The 25,345-nt window shown below is 35.9% G+C and carries 13 protein-coding genes, 2 tRNA genes and 3 rRNA genes; 10 read left to right on the top strand and 8 right to left on the bottom strand.

The features are described 5' to 3' along the window. Nucleotides 1-25: 25 nt before the first annotated feature. The 4 genes from ACZZZT_RS22430 to ACZZZT_RS22415 all read right to left on the bottom strand — a co-directional run bounded on the left by ACZZZT_RS22430 (nucleotide 26) and on the right by ACZZZT_RS22415 (nucleotide 5,284). Complete coding sequence (locus ACZZZT_RS22430) at nucleotides 26-3,565, bottom strand: ABC transporter permease/M1 family aminopeptidase (protein ID WP_463462009.1); 3,540 nt, start codon at nucleotides 3,563-3,565, stop codon at nucleotides 26-28. 4 nt (nucleotides 3,566-3,569) lie between these two features. Beyond that, nucleotides 3,570-4,451, bottom strand: a complete 882-nt coding sequence (locus ACZZZT_RS22425) for an ABC transporter ATP-binding protein (protein WP_463462008.1) — start codon at nucleotides 4,449-4,451, stop codon at nucleotides 3,570-3,572. A 108-nt stretch (nucleotides 4,452-4,559) separates the two neighbouring features. Then, on the bottom strand, nucleotides 4,560-4,766 hold the full coding sequence (locus tag ACZZZT_RS22420) for a helix-turn-helix domain-containing protein (protein WP_463462007.1): 207 nt from the start codon (nucleotides 4,764-4,766) through the stop codon (nucleotides 4,560-4,562). A gap of 2 nt (nucleotides 4,767-4,768) precedes the next feature. Then, nucleotides 4,769-5,284 carry a DUF2975 domain-containing protein gene (locus ACZZZT_RS22415; RefSeq protein ID WP_463462006.1) on the bottom strand — a complete coding sequence of 172 codons (516 nt, stop codon included), beginning with the start codon at nucleotides 5,282-5,284 and terminating at the stop codon, nucleotides 4,769-4,771. A gap of 172 nt (nucleotides 5,285-5,456) precedes the next feature. On the opposite strand from ACZZZT_RS22415, the gene ACZZZT_RS22410 reads away from it, so the two are divergent. The 6 genes from ACZZZT_RS22410 to rrf all read left to right on the top strand — a co-directional run bounded on the left by ACZZZT_RS22410 (nucleotide 5,457) and on the right by rrf (nucleotide 12,768). Continuing rightward, a complete protein-coding gene (locus ACZZZT_RS22410) occupies nucleotides 5,457-6,458 on the top strand; it encodes an LLM class flavin-dependent oxidoreductase (RefSeq protein ID WP_463462005.1) in 1,002 nt (333 codons plus the stop codon). Between the two features lie 1,080 nt (nucleotides 6,459-7,538). After that, nucleotides 7,539-9,052: ribosomal RNA gene (locus ACZZZT_RS22405) — 16S ribosomal RNA — on the top strand. Between the two features lie 124 nt (nucleotides 9,053-9,176). After that, nucleotides 9,177-9,250, top strand: a tRNA-Ile gene (locus ACZZZT_RS22400). 159 nt (nucleotides 9,251-9,409) lie between these two features. Beyond that, nucleotides 9,410-9,483 (top strand) — tRNA-Ala (locus tag ACZZZT_RS22395). Nucleotides 9,484-9,629: 146 nt separating this feature from the next. Next, nucleotides 9,630-12,508 (top strand): 23S ribosomal RNA (locus ACZZZT_RS22390). Between the two features lie 150 nt (nucleotides 12,509-12,658). Continuing rightward, nucleotides 12,659-12,768 (top strand): 5S ribosomal RNA (rrf, locus tag ACZZZT_RS22385). Together the 16S, 23S and 5S rRNA genes with 2 tRNA genes alongside form the textbook arrangement of a ribosomal RNA operon. A 572-nt stretch (nucleotides 12,769-13,340) precedes the next feature. On the opposite strand, the gene ACZZZT_RS22380 is transcribed toward rrf, so the two are convergent. After that, complete coding sequence (locus ACZZZT_RS22380) at nucleotides 13,341-14,360, bottom strand: proline-specific peptidase family protein (protein ID WP_073392705.1); 1,020 nt, start codon at nucleotides 14,358-14,360, stop codon at nucleotides 13,341-13,343. A 212-nt stretch (nucleotides 14,361-14,572) separates the two neighbouring features. Between ACZZZT_RS22380 and ACZZZT_RS22375 the strand changes: the two genes are divergently transcribed. Beyond that, nucleotides 14,573-16,672: an alpha-L-fucosidase gene (locus ACZZZT_RS22375; protein WP_463462004.1), complete on the top strand. Its 2,100-nt coding sequence runs from the start codon at nucleotides 14,573-14,575 to the stop codon at nucleotides 16,670-16,672. Nucleotides 16,673-16,816: 144 nt separating this feature from the next. Further along, nucleotides 16,817-18,730 carry a glucosamine-6-phosphate deaminase gene (nagB, locus tag ACZZZT_RS22370; RefSeq protein WP_042566718.1) on the top strand — a complete coding sequence of 638 codons (1,914 nt, stop codon included), beginning with the start codon at nucleotides 16,817-16,819 and terminating at the stop codon, nucleotides 18,728-18,730. Between the two features lie 433 nt (nucleotides 18,731-19,163). Here the strand turns inward: nagB and ACZZZT_RS22365 are convergent, their stop codons facing one another. From ACZZZT_RS22365 to ACZZZT_RS22355, 3 genes are all read right to left on the bottom strand, one after another. Next, nucleotides 19,164-19,877 carry a LytR/AlgR family response regulator transcription factor gene (locus ACZZZT_RS22365; protein WP_463462003.1) on the bottom strand — a complete coding sequence of 238 codons (714 nt, stop codon included), beginning with the start codon at nucleotides 19,875-19,877 and terminating at the stop codon, nucleotides 19,164-19,166. Nucleotides 19,878-19,944: 67 nt separating this feature from the next. Further along, entirely contained in the window at nucleotides 19,945-20,514 is a 570-nt protein-coding gene (locus tag ACZZZT_RS22360) for a sensor histidine kinase (RefSeq protein ID WP_463462002.1), read from the bottom strand. A 17-nt stretch (nucleotides 20,515-20,531) separates the two neighbouring features. Continuing rightward, nucleotides 20,532-21,002 carry a hypothetical protein gene (locus ACZZZT_RS22355; RefSeq protein ID WP_463462001.1) on the bottom strand — a complete coding sequence of 157 codons (471 nt, stop codon included), beginning with the start codon at nucleotides 21,000-21,002 and terminating at the stop codon, nucleotides 20,532-20,534. Between the two features lie 121 nt (nucleotides 21,003-21,123). Between ACZZZT_RS22355 and ACZZZT_RS22350 the strand changes: the two genes are divergently transcribed. Beyond that, nucleotides 21,124-23,367, top strand: a complete 2,244-nt coding sequence (locus tag ACZZZT_RS22350; RefSeq protein WP_463462000.1) for a GH92 family glycosyl hydrolase — start codon at nucleotides 21,124-21,126, stop codon at nucleotides 23,365-23,367. Between the two features lie 34 nt (nucleotides 23,368-23,401). After that, complete coding sequence (locus ACZZZT_RS22345) at nucleotides 23,402-25,279, top strand: sodium:solute symporter family protein (RefSeq protein WP_463461999.1); 1,878 nt, start codon at nucleotides 23,402-23,404, stop codon at nucleotides 25,277-25,279. Nucleotides 25,280-25,345: the final 66 nt, after the last annotated feature.

The following is a 25,345-nucleotide window of genomic DNA, read 5'->3' as shown; positions in this document are numbered from 1 at the left end:
AAGATCTAATCTGTGGCAGAAAACTTTAGTTAATTTCCTTTTCGTTATCCTTAATAAAGGTGTCTATATTTTTTAAATACGGATCAACAACAATAAGTTGAGGTTTGATTTTGAGTTTAATTTTCCCTTTAACTACATTATTTTTTATTAAAAAAGGATAAGAAAACAATTTACCATTTTCATCGTAAACACCAATATCTATTATAGAATCATTTTTAATCAGTTTTCGTTTTCCGGTTGCATTCTCAGAATATTTTTTAGAATTTACTTTAAAAGAAATTTCATAAAAATTATTCTTTTTATTGCTTTCAACCGAAACAATATTAGACGAATATGTAATAATTTGTTTAAACATTTCATCTAATTTGCAATATAATTTTTGATCAGTTACCGAATAAATTTCTTTTAATAAATCTTCAGAATCAGGAATTTGATTTGGATATTTATAATGATTTAGAAAATTTTTTAAGGCAAGATTTAATTTTCTTTCTCCAATTAACATTTGCAATTGATGCATTACAAGCATTCCTTTATCATAAGGTAAATGCGGAGTGTCATAATTCGTTTTATAAAGAGGCGTTTCAGGATCATAACTTCGGCTGCTTAAATACAAATCCAGATGAATTTTTAAAGTTTCAAGAGTTTTCTCTAGGCCATGTTCTTTTTCATAAAGCATCAGTTCAGTATATTGCGCTAATGTTTCTGTCAAAATCCAGCTTCCTTCTTTTTGTTCAGGACTAATTTGTGCATTTCCCCACCATTCGTGCGACAACTCATGTGCAGTTAATTGATTGATAACATCTTCCTTATCTTTACGAGAAAGGTCGCTGTAAAAACCAAAATTCTCTTTCATAAAAATTGTCGATGGATAAGAAGTGGCAGCAAAACCATCGGCGAAAGCAGAAACTTCGGCATAACGGATTGTTTTATAAGGATACTTTCCAAAGTTGGTTTGACAATAATCTAAAGTATTTTTTACATCTTGTATTAATTTCGAAACATTTTTAAAATGTCTTTTGTCATAATATACTTCAATTGTAACTCCTTTATAATTTGTTTTTTGAATTTGATATTTGGCAGAAGAAAAAGCAAACCGAAACGGAATCTTCCCATTTGATTTATAATGAAAATAATTGCGATTGTTTTTTGTCCATTTTCCAATTAAATTACCAACACCAATTGCCGTTTGATTTTGAGAAGTTGAAACCACAGCATCATAATCAATAAAATTGTATGGACTGACTGTTTTGTCTTCGAGTTTTTTTAGCGGAGTTTGAGATTTCAAATACCTTTTTAAACGTTCCTTTTTACTGCTGATTTCATTCGCATCCTGATAACCAAAAGTTGGGTAATAACGACTTATTCGCATAAAAGAACCATTTTCTATAACCGAATTAAAAGAAGTATGACCTTTAAACGGCGACCAGCCTGATTTAAATGAAAATGAAATTTCCATTTTTTGATGAGGTTTAAGCGGTTTTGCTAAACGATACCAATAATGATTGAATTGAGAAACGTCGTTTAATTTTTCAGCATTCGGAATTTTGATTGAAGTTAGTTTTGAATTTCGATCTATATATAGGAGTAAACTATCAATTGCTTTTTCAGAATTATTAATCAATTGATATTTCCCAGACACTTCATAACGATTTTCTGCAGGAAACAAAGCAACATCACTTTTAACGGAAGTTATTGTTGGTTGAGGTAAATCAATATATTTTTTAAATTGTAACTCATATTGTTCGCTCCAATTGTTGTGATCTTCTTCAGTTAAATACGGATATTCAATATTGGTTTTATAAAACAGAAAACTTCCAAAACCAATAAAAAGAAGAATTCCCAATGCCAAAGTTGTTTTCTGAAGTGAATTCAGCGAATGTCTTCGAAATGATTTTAGAATTGAAGTATTTCTTTTCCATAAAATACCAGTTAAGATTAGTAAAATTAAAGCCAATCCAAAATTGTACAACATCGAAACATGAAACGAAACAGGATATTTTCCAAAACAATTCAAATCAAAATACTCTCTTTCAAAAGGATTTCCAAACCTTAATAATGGATGCGAAATTCCTAACTGTTCCCCAATTCCGGTACTTATCAAAATCGTAATAATAACCGCTGCCGAAAGGCCTAAATATTTATTAGGTATAACAGTTTGAATAAAAACGATTAAAATCGAAATCAATAAAATCGGCAAGCCCAAATAATAAAATAGAGAAAAGTAGAGCCCAAATTCTATAGGAGCATTTGCATGAACAATTTGAAAACCACAACCAATTAAAATACTTAAAGCGATTATTAGTAAAGGAATTGTAAAAAGTGAAATAATTTTTGCTGCTAAAACGACCGTTTTTTGATGAGGTGTTGTGTTTTCCAACATTTCAAATTGAGATGTTTCACTTCGGTTTATCAATTCATTGCTATAAAAAAGCAAAATGATAATTAGAATAAAAGGCAAACGATCCATAATTGTACTAATCATCAAAGCCGTATTCGTAATATTTTGTGCCAATCTGATTCCGCCATCAATTTCATCTGAAATTTCAATTAAAAGCAATCCTGAAAATAAAATAACTATCAATAGAAACGGAATTCCTTTTAAAATTAAGGAAACATCCATTTTAATGTAGCTTTTTAAAACTAGAAAATTATGTTTGAAAGTTCTAAATTCGATATTTTTTGGTGCTTCTGTAGAAAATGAAAGAGATTCAATTTTTAAAACCTTAAATGATTTTACCTTTTTAGTTTTCGTTTTTCGGAAAGGAAATAATTTATAAGAAAGAAATAATAGAAGAAAGGAAACATTTATCCATAGCATTCTATTCAATAAAAAATTACCGGATAATTCCAGAAGATTAGTGTTTTTTTGAATTGAAGTCCAATATCTAGTTTGTTCTAAAAATGCTGCCAACCCAAACGGATCTATTTTTGCCGCAAAAGACATCGCCGCTGCAGACGAAGGAGAAGCATTCGCAAAAATAGGGGAGTTGGAGAAAAGCGAACCTGCGATATATAAAATGTAAATAAGAAAACCGCCAACATAAATAAAGAGTTTACTTCTGGTTAACCAAGCTAAAGTCGTTAAAATAGATAGACACAATACGATATTAGGAATCACCAAAACCAAATACGGCCATAAATAATTGATGATATAAAAAGCACCAATTTCATCCTGAGAAAGCCAGGGCATCAAATGACCAATCATCATCCCGATAATAAACATACCAAAAGAAATAACGGCTATGCCAAAAGCGACAATAAATTTACTTCCTAGATAATTGAACTTAGAAATAGGAGTGGTGAAGATAATGGAGTCGAATTTGGTTTCATATTCCTTTAAAAAATTCTGTGCAACCTGAAGTGTTATCGAGAATATCGTCGTTAAAGAAATCAAACCAATGGCATAAGTAAGTACATAAGGGCTATTTTTGTAAGCGCCGGAAAACGAAAAATTCGCAAAAGCACTCATAAAAAATCCCAGGATTAAGTAAACTAAAAATGTGGCATAAAAACTCCAGTTTCTGGTATTGTTATGCCATTCAAATTGTATTAATTTTAAAAGCATAACGTTATTTTTTAAGTTGATTTGATAAAACACTAAAATAAACATCACTTAAATCAGGCGAAATTAAGTTGAAACCAGAATCTGGCTGCTGATCCGAAAAAACATGAATATTCAATTTACCCGAATTCAAATGCGAGGATATAATATTGAAATGAGTTTGATATTCCTTTAATTCAGATTTATGAATGGCTTTCATCCAGATTTTATCCTTCAATAAATCGATTTTTTCATTTGGATTTCCTTCCAAAATCAATTTTCCGTTTGAAATAATTGCCATTTTGGTACACAAATCCCGAACATCTTCAACAATATGAGTAGACAAAAGCACAATAATGCTTTCGCCAATTTCGCTTAAAAGATTATTGAATCGATTTCTTTCTTCAGGATCAAGTCCCGCAGTTGGTTCATCGACAATAATAATCTTCGGATTTCCCAATAAAGCCTGCGCAATACCAAATCGCTGACGCATTCCGCCAGAAAAAGAGTGAACCGCTTTGTCTTTGTGTTGCAATAAATTGGTTTGCTGTAATAAAGTCAGAATCTGATGATTTCTTTCCTGTTTATTCACGATTCCTTTCAAAATCGCTAAATGATCTAATAAGCGATAAGCCGAAATTTTAGGATAAACTCCAAATTCCTGAGGCAAATAACCCAGATTTTCTCTGATAAACATTGGGTTTTCCAGAATATTGATTCCGTTAAAGGTAATACTTCCCGAAGATGGTTCCTGTAAAGCCGCAATGGTTCGCATTAAAGTCGATTTTCCAGCTCCGTTTGGCCCCAACAAGCCAAACATTCCGTTAGTAATTTCCAGTGACACGTCGTTTATAGCCTGTGTGCCGTTCTCATACGTTTTGTTGAGATTTTTGATTGATAAACTGTTCATTTTGTGATTGATTTAATGATTGATTGAAATAATTATTTTGAAAAAAATAGGCAATAGAATCCCTGTCGACATCAAGAGTCGATTTTTTTAGTTAAGATTTAAAAAGATTTATTCGCTTACGTATTCTAAAATATCGCCCGGCTGGCAATCTAATATTTTACAAATAGCTTCCAGAGTATCAAATCTGATTCCTTTGGCTTTTCCGGTTTTAAGTATCGATAAATTAGCAGGCGTGATTCCTAGTTTTTCAGCCAACTCTTTACTTTGCATTTTGCGTTTAGCAAGCATTACATCAACATTTATAATTATTGGCATGATTATATAAATAAGTCTTGTTCGTTCTGAAGGTTTAAACCCTGTTTAAAAATAGCAGCTAAAAAATAAGCAAAAACACCCAGCATTCCATGCAATACAATAAAAAGCGAAACTTCATTGTCTAACGGAACAAAAAAGAAAGCTATAAAAATTACAATTCCGGGTACCAATAAATTTGATAAATAAAAGCGTCTTAAATGCAAAATCCCGTTTGCAGTAAATAATTTTGGCTGATAAAATAACTTAAAAACATTACTGCTCAGTAAAAAGAAAATTCCATACAAACTTAACGGTGCCAAAAAATCAAAAAGAATGTAAGGCAGATTATAATCGCCAAGCATTACAGGATGAGTAGTAAAAGGATAGCAAACCTGAAAATACTTTCCGTTATCCTTAAAGGTCAGAAACACTCCTGTTACCAATGTAAAAACAGAGTATATGGCTAATGTGAAATAAACAATAGCTAAAAATCGGGTAAAATAGAATAATATTCTGGAAACAATATGAGTTGTCTTCATGTGCTAAAAGTTGAATTGATATTGCAAATGTATAATTAATTATCGTAAAACAATAATTAATCATTTAAAATTAATCATTTATGATCCGATAAGAATATTATAATTCTATTAACATTAGAAAACAAAAGGCATCCGTATAAATGACTTAATTTTGCATACTAGCATTTTTTATATGAAAAACCCAATTTCAGTCTCACTATTAGAGCTTGCCATCATCACTCAGGATAGCAATGCTTCAGAAACATTTCAAAAAACAAAAAACATAGCGCAATTAGCAGATAAATTAGGTTACAAGCGTTTTTGGCTGGCCGAACATCACAATATGGCACACGTTGCAAGTACGGCAACAGTTGTTTTAATAGGATATATTGCTGGACAAACTCAAAATATCCGTGTAGGCTCGGGCGGAATCATGTTGCCAAATCATTCTCCTTTAGTAGTAGCCGAACAATTTGGAACCTTAGAAACGCTTTATCCAAACCGAATTGATTTAGGATTAGGAAGAGCACCCGGAACAGACCAGCCAACCGCCGAAGCCATTAGAAAAGACTTTTTTGAACAGGCACAGCGCTTTCCTCAAAACGTAAGCAAACTTCAGGATTATTTTTCAGTCGAAAATGCTACAGCAAAAGTGCGCGCTTTTCCGGCCGAAGGCACAAATATTCCAATCTGGATTTTAGGTTCAAGTATGGAAAGTGCAGCTCTTGCCGCGGCTTATGGATTACCATATGCTTTTGCGGGGCATTTTGCACCACGTCAAATGATTCAGGCATTCGAGTTTTATCGTGAAAATTTCCAGGCTTCCGCCACTTTGGATAAGCCAAAAACAATGGCATGCGTCAATATTATTGCAGCCGATACAAATGAAGAAGCTGAATTTCTATCAACAAGTTTGTATCAGATGTTTCTAAATCTCATTCGTGGCGACCGCAAAGGGTTACAGCCACCTGTACCATCTTTAGATGATATCATGGGCGAAGAAGAACGTTTTCATGTCAATCAAATGACGGCATGTACTTTTACGGGAAATAAGGAACAACTGGCAATAGATCTTAAAAAGTTTATCGACTATTCAAGAATTGATGAACTAATGGTGACCAGCCCAATTTTTGATCATCAGAAAAAACTAAAAAGCATCCAAATCACTAAAGAAGTAATTGATGCTTTAAATTAATTATCCATACCTATATATAAGGTGTATTTTTACATATTATATATAAAGAGTAGATTTACTCTTTCCCAACCCCGACATGTTTTTTAAACTTGTCGGGGTTATTTTGCTACCTATATATAAGGAGAAACTTCTTTAATTATATATGTATAGTTTATCCTGCTGAACAGAAGCTGAAGGATCACCCAATTGGAATTTGGAGTTTAAAAGAATTGGAATTTAGTTTTTAGAAGGAGCTATTTCCCGCTATGCACTACAATCTTTTGTGCCGAACCCCGGCACAAAAGGATTTCCGTTACTATCGGGGCTAGGGCAGTAGTTTTCAAGAAAACATTTGGATAAAGAGAGGAAAATTCAGGAACAAAGAAGAAAACTTAGCGCCTTTGCGACTTTGCGCGAAACAAAAACCATCCCAAAACGCACTCTTGTGCCTTTTCCATCCCAATAAAAAGGAAGAAAACAAAAACCTTCGGGCCTTAGTGCCTTTGCGGCAAACCCATCCAAACCCACACAAAGCGCTACAAATCCACAAAACCCCAATCCGATCAAAAAAAACTTTGAATTGTAAAAAACGCAAAACCAGTGCTTTATAAAAAAGATTGAAATTATATAAAAAAAAGGCTTGTAAATGTAAATAAAGGTGCTACTTTTGCACCCGCAACAGCGACAGACGTTCTAAGAAATACTGACAAGCATACGGATTTTGGAAAGAAAATTTTTTTCAAAAAAAGATTCAAAAAAGCTTGTGAGATTTAAAAACAGAAGTTACATTTGCACCCCGCAAAACACGGAAAGTTCATTGACAGATTGGCAGGTAAGATGAGGAAAAAGGAAATTAAAATTTCTTAAAAAAAACTTCAAAAAACATTTGCCAGTTAGAAATAAGTTTTCTACTTTTGCACCCGCTTTGAAACACAAGCGAAACAAAATTGAAACACGTTCGTAGACATATTGAATTGACAGCCGTTTTGAGAGAGATTTCAAAACAAAAGAATAAGAGTAATGGAATCGAGAGATTTGAAAAGAACCGATAGAGAATCGTCGCATAATAATTAGTCTTGATTTAATTAAGACAAACAATATACGATGAAGAGTTTGATCCTGGCTCAGGATGAACGCTAGCGGCAGGCTTAACACATGCAAGTCGAGGGGTATGGTTCTTCGGAACCAGAGACCGGCGCACGGGTGCGTAACGCGTATGCAATCTACCTTTTACAGAGGGATAGCCCAGAGAAATTTGGATTAATACCTCATAGTATAGCAGCTTCGCATGAAGCCACTATTAAAGTCACAACGGTAAAAGATGAGCATGCGTCCCATTAGCTAGTTGGTAAGGTAACGGCTTACCAAGGCTACGATGGGTAGGGGTCCTGAGAGGGAGATCCCCCACACTGGTACTGAGACACGGACCAGACTCCTACGGGAGGCAGCAGTGAGGAATATTGGACAATGGGCGCAAGCCTGATCCAGCCATGCCGCGTGCAGGATGACGGTCCTATGGATTGTAAACTGCTTTTATACGAGAAGAAACACTCCTTCGTGAAGGAGCTTGACGGTATCGTAAGAATAAGGATCGGCTAACTCCGTGCCAGCAGCCGCGGTAATACGGAGGATCCAAGCGTTATCCGGAATCATTGGGTTTAAAGGGTCCGTAGGCGGTTTGGTAAGTCAGTGGTGAAAGCCCATCGCTCAACGGTGGAACGGCCATTGATACTGCCAGACTTGAATTATTAGGAAGTAACTAGAATATGTAGTGTAGCGGTGAAATGCTTAGAGATTACATGGAATACCAATTGCGAAGGCAGGTTACTACTAATTGATTGACGCTGATGGACGAAAGCGTGGGTAGCGAACAGGATTAGATACCCTGGTAGTCCACGCCGTAAACGATGGATACTAGCTGTTGGGAGCAATCTCAGTGGCTAAGCGAAAGTGATAAGTATCCCACCTGGGGAGTACGTTCGCAAGAATGAAACTCAAAGGAATTGACGGGGGCCCGCACAAGCGGTGGAGCATGTGGTTTAATTCGATGATACGCGAGGAACCTTACCAAGGCTTAAATGTAGATTGACCGGTTTGGAAACAGATCTTTCGCAAGACAATTTACAAGGTGCTGCATGGTTGTCGTCAGCTCGTGCCGTGAGGTGTCAGGTTAAGTCCTATAACGAGCGCAACCCCTGTTGTTAGTTGCCAGCGAGTCATGTCGGGAACTCTAACAAGACTGCCAGTGCAAACTGTGAGGAAGGTGGGGATGACGTCAAATCATCACGGCCCTTACGCCTTGGGCTACACACGTGCTACAATGGCCGGTACAGAGAGCAGCCACTGGGCGACCAGGAGCGAATCTATAAAACCGGTCACAGTTCGGATCGGAGTCTGCAACTCGACTCCGTGAAGCTGGAATCGCTAGTAATCGGATATCAGCCATGATCCGGTGAATACGTTCCCGGGCCTTGTACACACCGCCCGTCAAGCCATGGAAGCTGGGGGTGCCTGAAGTCGGTGACCGCAAGGAGCTGCCTAGGGTAAAACTGGTAACTAGGGCTAAGTCGTAACAAGGTAGCCGTACCGGAAGGTGCGGCTGGAACACCTCCTTTCTAGAGCCCCAATTGTTAGCAGTAATGCACGATGGGGAAAAAAGATGATAATTTAGAAGGTTCTGAATCACGAAGTTCAATTACTCTTGCTGTTAGTTCAAATAATAAATTTTAAGTAAAACAGAGTCTCGTAGCTCAGCTGGTTAGAGTACTACACTGATAATGTAGGGGTCGGCAGTTCGAGTCTGCCCGGGACTACTTTTTTAAGAATTTCAATTGGTAATTTAATTAAAAATTGAGAATTAAAAATTAAAAAAGACTGAAATACTTAGAAAAAAGGAAATTTTAGAAGTTGAAAGATTAAGAATCAAAAAGTTCATAATTTTTAATTCACGATTTTTAATTTTTAATTAAAATGGGGGATTAGCTCAGCTGGCTAGAGCGCCTGCCTTGCACGCAGGAGGTCAACGGTTCGACTCCGTTATTCTCCACTGATTGTCTATAAAGATAGGCAATAAAAGTTCATTGACATATTGAGATAAGAAAATAATAAAAAGTAGAAAGCGTTTTTTGTTATAGTAGCAATACAAATAACAAAAGACAAAAAAAACGGTCTTAATTAATTTTAAGATTGGTACAATAAGCAAAATAAGGGCGTATGGGGGATGCCTTGGCTCTCAGAGGCGATGAAAGGCGTGATAAGCTGCGAAAAGCTGCGGGGACGGGCACACACCGATTGATCCGCAGATACCTGAATGGGGCAACCCACTATGTTGAAGACATAGTACACCGATAGGTGGGCAAACCCGCTGAACTGAAACATCTAAGTAGGCGGAGGAGAAGAAAACAAAAGTGATTCCGTAAGTAGTGGCGAGCGAACGCGGATTAGCCCAAACCAGTGCTGTTACGGCAGTGCTGGGGTTGTAGGACCACGACATTTTATGCACAAGGAACCGGAAGTTGCTGGAAAGTGACGCCATAGAGGGTGATAGCCCCGTATGGGTAACAAGTGTAATAGATAGTGGTATCCTGAGTAGGGCGGGGCACGTGAAACCCTGTCTGAATTTGGCGGGACCATCCGCTAAGGCTAAATACTCCTGAGAGACCGATAGTGAACCAGTACCGTGAGGGAAAGGTGAAAAGAACCGTGAATAACGGAGTGAAATAGATCCTGAAACCATACGCTTACAAGCGGTCGGAGCCCTTTCGTGGGGTGACGGCGTGCCTTTTGCATAATGAGCCTACGAGTTAACGTTGCTGGCAAGGTTAAGTGGTTAAGCCACGGATCCGTAGCGAAAGCGAGTCTGAATAGGGCGCTTTAGTCAGTAGTGTTAGACGCGAAACCGTGTGATCTACCCATGGGCAGGATGAAGCGCTGGTAACACAGTGTGGAGGTCCGAACCGGTTGACGTTGAAAAGTCTTCGGATGACCTGTGGGTAGGGGTGAAAGGCCAATCAAACTCGGAAATAGCTCGTACTCCCCGAAATGCATTTAGGTGCAGCGCTGAATTAAGTTATATAGAGGTAGAGCTACTGATTGGATGCGGGGGCTTCACCGCCTACCAATTCCTGACAAACTCCGAATGCTATATAATGTTTCTCAGCAGTGAGGGCTTGGGTGCTAAGGTCCAAGTCCGAGAGGGAAAGAACCCAGACCATCAGCTAAGGTCCCCAAATATACACTAAGTTGAAAGAACGAGGTTTGTCTGCCCAGACAGCTAGGATGTTGGCTTGGAAGCAGCCATTCATTTAAAGAGTGCGTAACAGCTCACTAGTCGAGCGGACGAGCATGGATAATAATCGGGCATAAGTGTATTACCGAAGCTATGGATTTAGAGTTTACTCTAAGTGGTAGGGGAGCATTCCAGCAGGGTTGAAGGTGTATCGTAAGGTATGCTGGACTGGCTGGAAAAGAAAATGTAGGCATAAGTAACGATAATGCGGGCGAGAAACCCGCACACCGAAAAACTAAGGTTTCCACAGCTATGCTAATCAGCTGTGGGTTAGTCTGGTCCTAAGGCGAACCCGAAAGGGACAGTCGATGGCCAACGGGTTAATATTCCCGTACTACTAATTACTGTGATGGGGTGACGGAGTGATGAAAGCGCCGCGAACTGACGGAATAGTTCGTTGAAGTACCTACCTATAAGATCTGCAGGCAAATCCACAGATCTTGGGGAAATACGATAGTACTCGGAGTCTTCGGACAAAGAGATAGTGCGCCTAAGGGCTTCCAAGAAAAACCTCTAAACTTCAGGTAATTAGTACCAGTACCGTAAACCGACACAGGTAGTTGAGGAGAGAATCCTAAGGTGCTCGAGAGATTCATGGCTAAGGAATTAGGCAAAATAGACCTGTAACTTCGGGAGAAAGGTCGCCAGCGCAAGCTGGCCGCAGTGAAGAGGTCCAGGCGACTGTTTATCAAAAACACAGGGCTCTGCAAAATCGTAAGATGAAGTATAGGGCCTGACACCTGCCCGGTGCTGGAAGGTTAAGAGGAGATGTTATCTTCGGAGAAGCATTGAATTGAAGCCCCAGTAAACGGCGGCCGTAACTATAACGGTCCTAAGGTAGCGAAATTCCTTGTCGGGTAAGTTCCGACCTGCACGAATGGTGTAACGATCTGGACACTGTCTCAGCCATGAGCTCGGTGAAATTGTAGTAACGGTGAAGATGCCGTTTACCCGCAGTGGGACGAAAAGACCCTGTGCACCTTTACTATAGCTTAGTATTGACCTTGGATAAATGATGTGTAGGATAGGTTGGAGACTGTGAAGTGGCGTCGCCAGGCGTTGTGGAGTCATTGTTGAAATACAACCCTTTGTTTATCTGAGGCCTAACCCCGTTTTGCGGGGGACATTGCTTGGTGGGTAGTTTGACTGGGGTGGTCGCCTCCAAAAGAGTAACGGAGGCTTCTAAAGGTTCCCTCAGTACGCTTGGTAACCGTGCGTAGAGTGCAATGGCATAAGGGAGCTTGACTGAGAGACATACAGGTCGATCAGGTACGAAAGTAGAGCATAGTGATCCGGTGGTTCCGCATGGAAGGGCCATCGCTCAAAGGATAAAAGGTACGCCGGGGATAACAGGCTGATCTCCCCCAAGAGCTCATATCGACGGGGGGTTTGGCACCTCGATGTCGGCTCGTCACATCCTGGGGCTGGAGAAGGTCCCAAGGGTTGGGCTGTTCGCCCATTAAAGTGGCACGCGAGCTGGGTTCAGAACGTCGTGAGACAGTTCGGTCTCTATCTACTGTGGGCGTTAGAAATTTGAGTGGATCTGATTCTAGTACGAGAGGACCGAATTGGACAAACCTCTAGTGTATCTGTTGTCCCGCCAGGGGCACCGCAGAGTAGCTACGTTTGGAAGGGATAAGCGCTGAAAGCATATAAGCGCGAAACCCACCACAAGATGAGATTTCTTTTAAGGATCGTGGAAGATGACCACGTTGATAGGCTATAGATGTAAAGGCAGTAATGTCATAGTCGAGTAGTACTAATAATCCGTAAGCTTATGTACACCCTTTTCTCCCGACTACGGTCGGGAGAAGAAACTTTCTAAAAAACACTTTTTTCTTTATCTCAGTATGTTAAGATATTGTTTAATTGATAATTAACAATTTATAATTGATAATTAATAATTAAAAGTTACCTCAAGTAACAACGACCTTAAGGTGGTTATTGCGGCGGGGCTCACCTCTTCCCATCCCGAACAGAGTAGTTAAGCCCGCCTGCGCAGATGGTACTGCAGTTATGTGGGAGAGTATGTCGTCGCCTTTCTTTTGAAAAACCCTATCCTAATCGGATAGGGTTTTTTGTTTTTAAAACATTTTGAAATATAAAAACTTCTTATTTTGGAATTTAGAGCTAAAACAGATTAATTCAAATCTGTGCAACAACAAAATTTATGCATAAATGTTTAGTATAGTCTAAAAAGAAATAAATCTACATTTTTGACACCTCTGAATTGTGATCTAAAACTTTTATTTTGCATTAAAAGAGTCTGTCGGAAGCATTGGTGTTTCTGTTTATATGATTTGATAGGTTTATTCTCGTTCTAATATTGCATTGAATGATTTAAATCCCGATTGGTTTACTTTTTCATGCCATTTGATCGTCTGGAAAGATCAATGATTTTATTGGTTATCTTTTAAAGATATTATACAAATTCTGGTAGGCTATATGCTTTTTAGATATCCGGAATTCAAATAATAACACAGACTCTGTCTTGATTGCTCAAACCATTTGATTTGTTCTTTTATATAAATGTAGTGACTAATAATTATAAAAAAAACTCCTAAGTAAGGAGTTTTGATTACAATGTTAACTTTATTTTTTTTAAACTTTTTAAATTAAAATTTATCATTATTTACATCATTTACGAATTGGATAACCCCATTCATAAAGACTTTTTGATCATCCCACATTGCTAAATGACTTCCATTAGGACAGTAAAGGTAACGTCCTTTTTGAACTAATTTACTTTGCTCTTCCATTGCTTTTGGATCCATAGTGTCATATTTTGCCCCAATCATTAAAGTTGGTATTGTAAGTTCATGAAGACGATTCTTAATGTCCCATTTGGCTAAACGCCCACTAATCCCGAATTCACTTGGTCCCTGCATCAAGGTATAGATCTCTCCATTTACATGTTTGCTGGCTCTGTTTAGACCATCCGGCCATTCTTTTAAGCGGCATAAATGTTCTTTATAGAAATTTGGGATAAGTAATTCCATGTAACGTGGATTATTGAAATCTTTTTTAGCTTCTAATGCTCTTATTTCTGCAAGAATTTCCGGTTTCATTTGTTTGGCTAATACTTCATCTGCATATTTTCCATATTCTGGCGCACTGGCAACCATATTTGCGACTAATAGACCTTTTATGTTTTTTTGGTATTTTAAAGCATATTCCATAGCTAGAATCCCTCCCCAAGAATTTCCTAAAACATAAAAATTGTCTTTATCAGCACCAATTGCTTTTCGAACTTGTTCTACTTCATCTACGAAACGCTCTGTTGTCCATAAACTACTGTCTTTTGGCTGGTCGCTGTAATATGATCCTAATTGATCGTATTCATAAAACTCAAAACCTTCACGTTGAAAATAGGTTTCGAAACACTCCATATATTCATGTGTCATGGCCGGACCACCATGTAATAATAAGATTTTTATTTTTGGATTCTTTCCAAAACGTTTTGTCCAAACTTTAAATTCCCCAACTGGTGTTTTAATTGGAATCATTTTTACTCCGGCTGATTCCACAGCGGTATTTTGACCATAGGTAAAATAATCTGAAAGTGTTTGTGATTTATTTTCATTTTTACAGGAAATAAATAAAGCAACGAATGCTAGAAGGATGATAGAACGCATATTTATAATTAAATTATTAGTTTCTGGTAGATTTATTCTACATCTAAAATACAAATTTTAATTATACTTTGATATTTATGTTTTACGAAGAAAAAACATCCCAATACTCTTTAAAAAACGTCATTGGTCGAAATACTATACAATCAAATACTCATTTACATTAAATTTATATTTTTAATTAGCTAACCACCAAAATTTTAATTGCAATCGTAATGAAAAACCTTTTTCTTTTACTGAGTTTTTTTTGTTTACTATCATCATCTGTCAATAGTCAGGAATTGGTAAAATCTCCGGAACCTTTTGGGCCACTTCCTACGCAAAAACAGATAGATTGGCAGGAAATGGAGTTTTATGCTTTTGTGCATTTCTCCTTAAATACTTTTACAAATAAAGAGTGGGGCTATGGCGATGAGTCTCCGCAACTTTTTAATCCAACGAATTTAGATGTTCGTCAATGGGCGCGCGTGGTAAAGGCAGCCGGAATGAAAGGGATTATATTAGTAGCCAAACATCACGATGGTTTTTGTCTATGGCCTTCTGCTTATACGGAACGTTCTGTCAAAAATTCTCCATGGAAAAATGGGAAAGGTGATCTTGTTAAAGAGTTAGCTGCCGCTTGCAAGGAATATGATTTAAAACTAGGCTTATATCTTTCGCCTTGGGATAGAAATCATCCGGAATACGGAAAACCAGAATATATTACTTACTTCAGAAATCAGTTAAAAGAATTATTAACTAATTATGGTGATGTTTTTGAAATGTGGTTTGATGGTGCTAACGGTGGTGATGGATATTATGGTGGAGCAAACGAAACAAGAAAAATAAATACGCTTGAATATTATAATTGGGATGAAACTTATAAAATGATTTATGAGTTAGCTCCAAAAACATTAGTTTGGGGAGTTGGACCTGCAGAAGCAAGATGGATTGGAAATGAGGAAGGCCGGGCTGGAAAAACAAATTGGTCGCTTTTACGCCAGAAAGATGAATTGGCTGGTAAAGTACATTATACCGAATTTATGTCAGGACATGAAAATGGTGAAAAATGGGTTCCAGGTGAGGCCGACGTATCCATAAGACCGGGATGGTTTTACCATAGTGTTGAAGATGACAAAGTGCGTCCTTTGGATGAAATGGTTGATATTTATTATGAATCTATTGGTCGAAATGCTACTTTATTATTGAATCTTCCTGTGGACAGAAGAGGTTTGGTTCATGAAAATGATGAAGCAAGATTAAAAGAATTGGTGGCAACAATAAAAGAAGATTTTAAAACTGAATTATTGGCAGGAAGTAAAATAAGTGCCGATAATGTTAGAGGAAAGAGTAAAGAATTTGTTGCCAAGAATGTTACTGATGGAAATAAAAATACATATTGGGCAACAGATGACAATGTAAAAACTGCATCAATTGTGTTTGAATTTGATAAACCAACTGCTATTGATCGTGTTCTGCTTCAGGAATATATAAAATTAGGACAGCGTGTTAAGGCTTTTAACATTGAAGCTAAAGTTGATGGAAAATGGAAAACTGTTGCAACTGAAACAACCATTGGTTACAAAAGAATTTTAAGAATTGACCGGGTTATTGCTTCGGCATTAAAAGTGAATATTACAGATTCGAAAGCTAATATTGTAATTTCAAATATTCAGGCTTTTAATGCACCTACTTTTGTTCGAATGCCGGAAATTCAACGTGATAAAAATGGAAATGTTACTATAAAATCTGAAGAAGGAAATAGTATTTATTATACCGTTGACGGAAGTAATCCAACAACAAAAAGCACATTCTATAAAGATATATTTAAATACAACAAAGCCGTTCAGATAAAAGCGGTTGCATTCAATAAAGAAGAAAAAATATATAGTGCTGTTAAAACGGCAAAGTATGGAATTTCTAAAGAAAAATGGAAAATTGTTGCTGTTTCGAGTGGAGATTTAAATTCATCTATCAAAATAATCGATGGAAATCCAAATACAGATTGGGGATTTGGAAATGAAACCAATAAACTTCCGCAAGAAGTATCAATTGATATGGGAGCAATTCTTAAAATTGCTGGTTTTACTTATGTTCCGCAGCAAGTTGGAAATAATCTTAATTTGATTTCAAAATATGAATTCTATACAAGTTTGGATAACGTAAAATGGACATTACAATCTGATGGTGAGTTTTCGAACATCAAAAATAATCCAATAGAACAAGTAAAAACATTTGCCGAAACGAAAGCAAGATACCTTCGTTTTGTAGCAAAATCTGCTGAAGGAAAAGGACAGACAGTTTCTATCAGCGAAATAAATGTAGTTGAAAAGTAAAATAAGACATCTCAATTAGAAGAAAAAAATTTTAAAGTTTCTAATTATGTCTTTTACCGAAGCTAACGGGTCATTAGTCGAATTTTTAATTTTATCGGCAGAGTAATTCTTAATTTTATATTATAAATTAAATGAAACAGGCAAATGATTAAAGAAGGCATAAATTTTAAAGAAGCTGGAAAATTCGAAGAAACTCGTTTTGAGAAGATTCATAACGTGATTTTCGAATCATCAAAAGAGGCTTCAATATTAGTTGCTCAGGAAATAGCAAACATAATTCAAAGAAAAGAAGAATTAAACGAGCCTTGTGTTTTAGGATTAGCAACAGGATCTTCGCCAGTAAAAGTTTACGAAGAATTGGTTCGCTTGCATAAAGAAGAAGGTTTGAGTTTCGCAAATGTAGTAACCTTTAATCTGGATGAATATTATCCAATGGATAAAAATAATATTCAGAGTTACTATCATTTTATGCATGAGCACCTTTTTAATCATGTTGATATTCATCCGGAAAATGTAAATATTCCGGACGGAAAAATAAGTAATGAAGATTTACAACAATATTGTATCGATTATGAAATGAAAATTAAAGCCTACGGAGGTTTAGATTTTCAACTTTTAGGAATTGGAAGAACAGGTCATATTGGTTTTAACGAACCGGGATCTCACGTTAATTCAGGAACGAGAAGTATTACATTGGATCATTTGACTCGTACAGACGCGGCATCATCATTTTTAGGAATAGATAATGTACCTAGAAAAGCAATTACAATGGGAATTGGTACTGTAAAAAATGCCAAAAGAATTGTACTTCTTGGATGGGGAATCAGCAAAGCTGAAATCATTAAAAAAACAATTGAAGGAAATATTTCTTCGCAAGTACCGGCAACGTATCTACAACAGCACAACAACACAACTTTTGTTTTAGATACCGAAGCTTCATCAGAATTAACACGAGTAAAAACTCCCTGGTTGGTAAAATCAGTGATTTGGGACGAAGAGTTAAAACTGAAAGCTGTAGCCTGGTTAAGTGAATTGACGAAAAAACCTTTCCTGAAATTAACAGACAAAGATTATAACGATAACGGTATGTCTAGTGTGTTGACGGAAGAAGGAACTGCGTATGATTTGAACATTAAAATGTTTAATAAAATGCAGCAGACTATTACGGGATGGCCAGGTGGAAAACCAAATGCCGATGATACTTACAGACCTGAACGTGCAACGCCGGAAAGAAAAAGAATTATCATTTTTAGTCCGCATCCAGATGATGATGTTATTTCGATGGGAGGAACTTTTGACAGATTGGTAGAGCAGGGTCACGATGTGCACATTGCATATCAAACTTCAGGAAATATTGCAGTTTCTAACGAAGAGGCTTTAAAATTTGCTGAGATTTCGTTGTCATTAAATCCGAACTCTTCTGAATCTGAAAAGATCATTAATTTTTTGAAAACCAAAAAGCACAATGATATTGATTCTTTAGAAGTTAGAAAATTAAAAGGAAGAATTAGAAGAAGCGAGTCTTTGGCTGCTACAAGATATTTAGGTTTACCGGATACGAATGTTAACTTTTTAGATCTACCATTTTATGAAACTGGAACAGTTAAGAAAAATAACCTTGGAGAGGCTGATATTCAAATTATGTGTGATATTATCGAAAGGATAAAACCACATCAAATATATGCAGCAGGAGATTTAGCAGACCCTCATGGAACCCATAAAGTTTGTTTAGATAGTTTGTTTGAAGCTTTAAAAAGATTAAAGCACAAGAAATTTATGGACGAATGCTGGGTCTGGTTATACAGAGGAGCGTGGCATGAATGGGAATCATACCAAATCGAGATGGCGGTTCCGATGAGCCCTGATCAGGTTCTTAAAAAACGTCATGCCATTTTCTATCACCAATCTCAAAAAGATGGAGTTATGTTTCAGGGAGATGATAGCAGAGAATTCTGGGTAAGAGTTGAAGACAGAAACAGATTAACAGCAGAAAAATATCATGCTTTAGGTTTGGCAGATTATTCAGCTATTGAGGCGTTCAAAAGATATTATTTTTAGTTAATTTTTTTACAATACAATAAATTATTTTTTAAATGGTTTATTTTGGTTAGTTACCTGTATGAAGATGCGGCCTTTTGGCCGCATTTTTTTTGCTTTTTTGTTTGTGAGTTTTACTGCAAAGAGTGCAAATATTTTTCGCATAGTGCGCGAAGATTTTTATCTGAAAGTAATTATAAGTTTTAGAAGTTCGCTAAGCTTGTAGAAGTTTAAACTCATTTTATGTCATACTGAGCGTCCCGAAGCTTCAGGAGAAGGACAGCAAAGTGATTTCTCAATCAAAATAAAAAAATATAAAAAGTTGCAATGACAAACCAACCCGACAGGTTTTTAAAATCTGCCGAGTTTAGAAACATACACGTCAAAATAAAAAAAACCTTTGTCAAAGTTTTAAACTTTGACAAAGGTTTTCTCATAATATAATAAGTAATTTTTAAATCGAAGAATTCAAAATTCTCTGTTTTACATGATCAATATATGATCTTCCAATTACATATCTAAGACCTTCAATTTCAATGCTATTTCCTTCAACGGCATCAATTTTATCAATTGCAATGGTGTAAGATCTGTGTATCCTTAAGAAATTTCTTTCAGGTAATAAATCGGTAAAGTCAGATAATGTACTGTGTATAATATATTTTCCTGTCAGGGTATTTATTTTTAAATAATCTTTTAAACTTTCGATTACTAAAATTTCATTAAAAAAGATTTTTTTCATTCTCTTCTTATCAATCTTAACAAATATAAAAGGACTTTCAGGGCTACTTTCCTGAGGAAGACTGTTGTTGCTGTTTAGTCTTTTGCTAATTTTGTTTAGCGTTTTCATTAACCTTGGAAATTCTATAGGTTTTACCAAATAATCCAAAACGTCCAATTCGTAAGTTTCTATTGCAAACTGACTGTAAGCACTTGTTATTACAAGTATCGGCGGATTATCCAGACTTTTTATAAAATTTATACCATCAAGAACCGGCATGTTAATGTCCAGAAAAATGACATCGACTTTGTTGTTTTTTAAAAAATTTAGACCTTCTATCGGATTACTAAAAGTATTTATAACCTCAAAATTTTCAATAGGCTCCAGATAGTTTTTGATAACATTAATCGCTAATGGTTCATCATCTATGATCAAACAGTTTATTTTCATTTTCGATTATTTTGGTGAGAGAAATAATTTTAGTAAGTATAGTTGGTAAAAAAGATGCTAATGCTTGCTAAGAGACCTTGATTACAAGCTTTACGACAAAAATATCCTTTTTATTTTTAAATGAAAGCTTATAGTCGTTTTTATTATAACCTAATTCGAGTCTTTTTTTGACATTCTCTAAACCTATACCACTAGACTTGTTAAAATTGTCCTTATGTTGCGTAATTTCAGGCATAGGATTACTAATAGTGAAATGCAGAAAATCTCCTTTTACCTTGAATTTGATATCGATTAGTACTTTTCCCGTGTTTTTATTAACGCCATGTTTGAATGCGTTTTCCAGAAACGTTAATAATATAATAGGACTAATTTCTTTATCATGAATGTCTCCCGTAATTTCCATATTTACTTCCAGGCGATCATCGTTTCTGATTCTTTCTAAATCCAGATAATTTTGAATGCATAGTATTTCATTTTCTAAACTTTGTCTGGTGCTTTTTGTGTCATACAGCATATAACGCATTAATTCAGATAGTTTAAGAACGATTTTTGGCGTTTTGTTTGATTTTTCTACCGATAAGGAATAAATATTATTAAGCGTATTAAAGAAGAAATGCGGAGAAATTTGAGATTTCAAAAAAAGCAATTCCGTTTCTAACTGTGATTTTTCAAGATCTGTAACTCTTTTTGTTCTTTCAAAAAGTCGAAAGTAATCTTAATTGCCGTTACAAAAGTCATCACATAAAGTTCTCCCATCATCATATCAATAGTATAATTGAGTGTCAATTTATCTATCGTTTCAGGACCTTCGGGCCAAACTTCGTGTGTTATTAATAAATAGGTAAGATTAAATTTCAAAACTACCATTATAAAGATAGCGCATAAAATAGAAATAACATACTGCAGGTATTTCTTTTTATAAACCAAATTAGGCATCAAAACCAAAATATTCAAATAACATAACGCCATGTGAATTGGAAAACCCAACAAATTTGTTTTGAACGAATAACCATAATCATTAAAATAACTTCCCCATCTAAAAGTATTAAATATGAAATAAGTTAACCAAAATATAATGTGATACTGCAATTGAATGCGGTATAACCTGCTTGAATTTAAAATCATAATAATGTGACGTTTTGTGACTTTTTTTGATGTTTATCTAAGTTTATACGTCATCCGTCTAAATTAGTTTTGGTAAAAGTCGTATTTGTTTAAATTTAAAGTTAAATTAAGATTGTTTTATATGAAGAAATTTACTCTGCTTGTTTTGTTCGTCATTTTGGTTACAAGTTGCAAAATAAATGTAAACAAAAATAACCAACAAGATAATTTTTTTACTAATCACGTAAATCCTTTTATCGGTACAGGCGGTCACGGACATACTTATCCGGGTGCAACTGTTCCGTTTGGAATGCTTCAGGTAAGTCCGGACAATGGTATTTCGAGCTGGGATTGGTGTTCAGGGTATCATTATTCAGATTCTATCGTTGCAGGTTTCAGTCATTTACACTTAAGCGGAACAGGAATTGGAGATTTGGCAGACATATTATTAATGCCAACAAATAAAAAACTTGATTTAACTACAAAAACAACTTCACGAGATCAATTACCTTATAAATCAAAATACAGTCATGTTAACGAAAAAGCAACACCGGGCTCTTACCAAGTTTTTCTTGAAGATCCTAAAATCAATGTAGAATTAACTTCTTCACAACGCACCGCATTCCATAAATATACATTTGCCAAAAACGATAAACAATCTGTTGTAATCGATCTTGGTTTTGCAATTAATTGGGATAAAGCCTTAAAAACTTCCATAACAGTTGAAGATCAATTTACTATAAGTGGTTATCGATATAGTATGGGCTGGGCAAAAAATCAAAAAGTATTTTTTGTTGCAAAATTTTCAAAACCTATTACAGAATCTGTTTTATTGGCTAATAAACAAATAGTTACAGGTAAATCTGCAGAAGGAGAAAACACAGCAGCACAATTATTTTTTGATGCCAAAAATAATCAGGAACTATTTGTAAAAGTAGCCTTATCATCTGTTAGTGTGGCTAATGCCAAAGATAATCTGGATGATGAAAATTCAAATTTTGAAAACACAAAAACAAACGCAGTCAATATCTGGAATACTGCATTAAATAAAATAGAAGTCGAAACGCCGGTCGACTCGTTAAAAACCATCTTTTATACCGCGATGTTCCACACCCAAGTTGCCCCTGTAGCCTATAGTGATAAAAACGGTCAGTTTAGAAGAGAGGATGATCAAATTGTTACAGCAAAAGATTATACCGCTTATTCGACCTTATCACTATGGGATACTTTTAGAGCCGAAAATCCTTTATTGACTTTATTGGCACCAAAGCAAACATCAGACATTGTAAACTCAATGTTAGCGTATTACGATACTAAAAAAATATTACCGGTTTGGACACTCTACGCCAACGAAACAAATACAATGACAGGATATCATTCCATTCCGGTAATTGTTGACGCTTATCAAAAAGGTATAAAAGGTTTTGATGCCGAAAAAGCCTATCAAGCCATGAAAGCCACCATGATGCAGGACGAACGCGGATTGAATTTCTACAAAAAATACGGTTACATTCCGTATAATTTATTGGACGAATCTGTTACCATAACTTTAGAATATGCTTATGATGACTGGTGCGTGGCACAAATGGCAAAAGCGTTGGGTAAAACTGAGGATTATCAATTTTTCTTAAACCGTTCAAAAGCTTATCAATATTTATTTGATTCGAAAACCGGATTTATGAGAGGAAAATCGGAAGATGGAAAATCATGGAACGAACCTTTCGATCCAAAACATTCGAATCACAGAGAACACACCGATTATACCGAAGGAAACGCCTGGCAGCATAGTTGGTTTGTGCCTCATAATGTAGACGATTTTATTGCGCTTCACGGAAGTAATGAAGTGTTTACAAAACGATTGGAACAGCTTTTTACAGAAAGTTCAGAAATTACAGGAAGCAATGTTTCTGCAGATATTTCAGGATTAATAGGTCAATATGCACACGGAAACGAGCCAAGCCACCACATTGCTTATATGTTTAATCACGCCAATCAGCCGTGGAGAACGCAATATTGGGTGCGTCATATTTTAGACACACAATACAACACAACACCAAACGGATTGAGCGGCAACGAAGATTGCGGACAAATGTCGGCGTGGTATGTTTTCAGTTCAATGGGATTATATCCAATGAATCCCGCTTCTGGCGAATACGAAATAGGAAGTCCGATTTTCGAAAAAGCAAAAATCAATCTCGAAGGAGGAAAATCTTTTGTAATCGAAGCAGAAAATGTTTCAAACAAAAACTTTTATATACAATCGGCAACGCTTAACGGTGTTCCTTTCAATAAAACAGTAATCACCCATAAACAAATACTACAAGGCGGAATTTTGCATTTTGTGATGGGAGCGGAACCCAATAAAAATTGGGGAACAAAACATTAAAACCACGTAACTAACTAAAAAACAAATAAAATTAATGGACATTATTGACGTATCAATCATCGTAGCTTATATCCTGCTCTCCGTGGGAATAGGAATTTGGATTTCAAGAAAAGCATCAAAAGGATTAGATGATTATTTCCTTGGCGGGAAAACAATTAAATGGTATTTCCTTGGTCTGAGCAACGGATCTGGAATGTTTGATGTTTCAGGAACTTCCTGGATGATTGGCGTACTGTTTCTATATGGTGTAAAAAGTTTTATGTTTATGTGGCTGTGGCCGATATGGAATCAGATTTTTGTAATGATGTTCCTTGCAGTCTGGATCAGAAAATCGAAGGTAATGACAGGTTCTGAATGGATTTTAACCCGTTTTGGGAGCGACAGAGCCGGAAAAGCATCTCATATTATCGTTGCCATTTTTGCCATTATTTCTACAATTGGTTTCATCGCTTACTTTTTTGAAGGAATCGGGAAATTTGTAACCATCATTCTTCCTTGGGATTTAACGCTTCATTACGGCGATTTAATTCTCCTGACTTCAGAAAGATCTTATGCCTTAATAATTATTTTGTTAACTACAATTTACACTGTAAAAGGCGGAATGTTTTCTGTAGTAGCAACAGAAGTTGTACAATATTTAATCATGATTGTTGCCGGAGTTTTAATCGCCGGTTACGCTTTTATCAACTATACAGATTTACAAATCAATTCTGTCATTACAGAAGAATGGAAAAATGTTTTCTTCGGATGGCAGTTTGAAACCCAATGGGGTGATAAATTCCAAACCTTCAATAATTTAATTGATTCTGAAGGATATAAAATGTTTGGTGCTTTTATCGGAATGACATTGTTTAAAGGATTTTTTGCCAGTGTTGCAGGGCCAACCCCAAGTTACGATTTACAAAGAATTCTTTCTACAAAATCTGTAAAAGAAGCCGCTTACATGAGTGGTTTTACCAACCTGATTTTGTTCATTCCAAGATATTTACTAATTACCGGAATTGTAGTAATTGCATTAGTAAACCTTGCGCCGGAGTTAAACGCAAACACAGGTTTAACAGGAGCTGATTTAGAGTTATTAATGCCAAAAGTCGTTAACTTGTACATTCCCGTTGGAATAAAAGGAATTCTTCTTGCTGGTTTATTAGCCGCATTTATGTCTGGATTCTCTGCTTTTGTAAATGCAGGCCCGGCTTATATCGTAAATGATATTTATAAAAAATATTTTAAACCTGTTGCAACAAACGCACATTATATTAAGGTAAGTCAGATTTCTTCTTTCCTTGTTGTTGGCTTAGGTGTTTTCATGGGATTCTTCGCAGATTCCATAAATTCATTAACGCTTTGGATTACAAGTGCTTTATACGGAGGTTACGTAGCGGCCAATTTCTTAAAATGGATTTGGTGGAGATTTAATGGCTGGGGTTATTTCTGGGGAATGTTCGCCGGATTAGTCGTAGCGTCTTTACAATTTGCTTTAGGACAAGCCAAAGGAAGTTTATCCGAAGGTTCATTCTTGTATGATTTAGCGCAAGTACAGGCAATTTATTTATTTCCAATAATATTCGGTTTCTCAATTTTAGGATGTCTTTTAGGAACTTTATTAAGCAAACCAACAGATATGGAAGTTTTAAGATCTTTTTACAAAAACGTAAGACCTTGGGGTTTCTGGAATCCGGTTTATAAAACATTAAAAGCAGAAGATCAGGCTTTCGAAAAAAATAATGATTTCTGGACAGATATGATGAATTGCGCCATCGGAATTGTATGGCAATCGAGTATGATTTTATTACCGATATTTTTCATCATCAGAGATTATCCAAAAGCAATTACAGCATTGGTTGTGTTTTTAGTGACAACAACAATTTTGAAATTTACATGGTTAGATAAAGTTCGCAGAATAGAAGATTAGATAATTAGCCAATTAGATAATTAGTCAATTAGAAAATTAAAAGAACTACGACAGCTTTGTCAAATT

The organism is Flavobacterium sp. AC274, assembly GCF_979258275.1.
This window is presented reverse-complemented; position numbering and strand designations above follow the sequence as displayed.

Excerpts from the sequence above, each read along its gene's own strand:
- ACZZZT_RS22430 (WP_463462009.1), bottom strand. The coding sequence starts at position 3,565 with ATGCTTTTAAAATTAATACAATTTGAATGGCATAACAATACCAGAAAC.
- ACZZZT_RS22425 (WP_463462008.1), bottom strand. The coding sequence starts at position 4,451 with ATGAACAGTTTATCAATCAAAAATCTCAACAAAACGTATGAGAACGGC.
- ACZZZT_RS22420 (WP_463462007.1), bottom strand. The coding sequence starts at position 4,766 with ATGCCAATAATTATAAATGTTGATGTAATGCTTGCTAAACGCAAAATG.
- ACZZZT_RS22415 (WP_463462006.1), bottom strand. The coding sequence starts at position 5,284 with ATGAAGACAACTCATATTGTTTCCAGAATATTATTCTATTTTACCCGA.
- ACZZZT_RS22410 (WP_463462005.1), top strand. The coding sequence starts at position 5,457 with ATGAAAAACCCAATTTCAGTCTCACTATTAGAGCTTGCCATCATCACT.
- ACZZZT_RS22380 (WP_073392705.1), bottom strand. The coding sequence starts at position 14,360 with ATGCGTTCTATCATCCTTCTAGCATTCGTTGCTTTATTTATTTCCTGT.
- ACZZZT_RS22375 (WP_463462004.1), top strand. The coding sequence starts at position 14,573 with ATGAAAAACCTTTTTCTTTTACTGAGTTTTTTTTGTTTACTATCATCA.
- nagB (WP_042566718.1), top strand. The coding sequence starts at position 16,817 with ATGATTAAAGAAGGCATAAATTTTAAAGAAGCTGGAAAATTCGAAGAA.
- ACZZZT_RS22365 (WP_463462003.1), bottom strand. The coding sequence starts at position 19,877 with ATGAAAATAAACTGTTTGATCATAGATGATGAACCATTAGCGATTAAT.
- ACZZZT_RS22355 (WP_463462001.1), bottom strand. The coding sequence starts at position 21,002 with ATGATTTTAAATTCAAGCAGGTTATACCGCATTCAATTGCAGTATCAC.
- ACZZZT_RS22350 (WP_463462000.1), top strand. The coding sequence starts at position 21,124 with ATGAAGAAATTTACTCTGCTTGTTTTGTTCGTCATTTTGGTTACAAGT.
- ACZZZT_RS22345 (WP_463461999.1), top strand. The coding sequence starts at position 23,402 with ATGGACATTATTGACGTATCAATCATCGTAGCTTATATCCTGCTCTCC.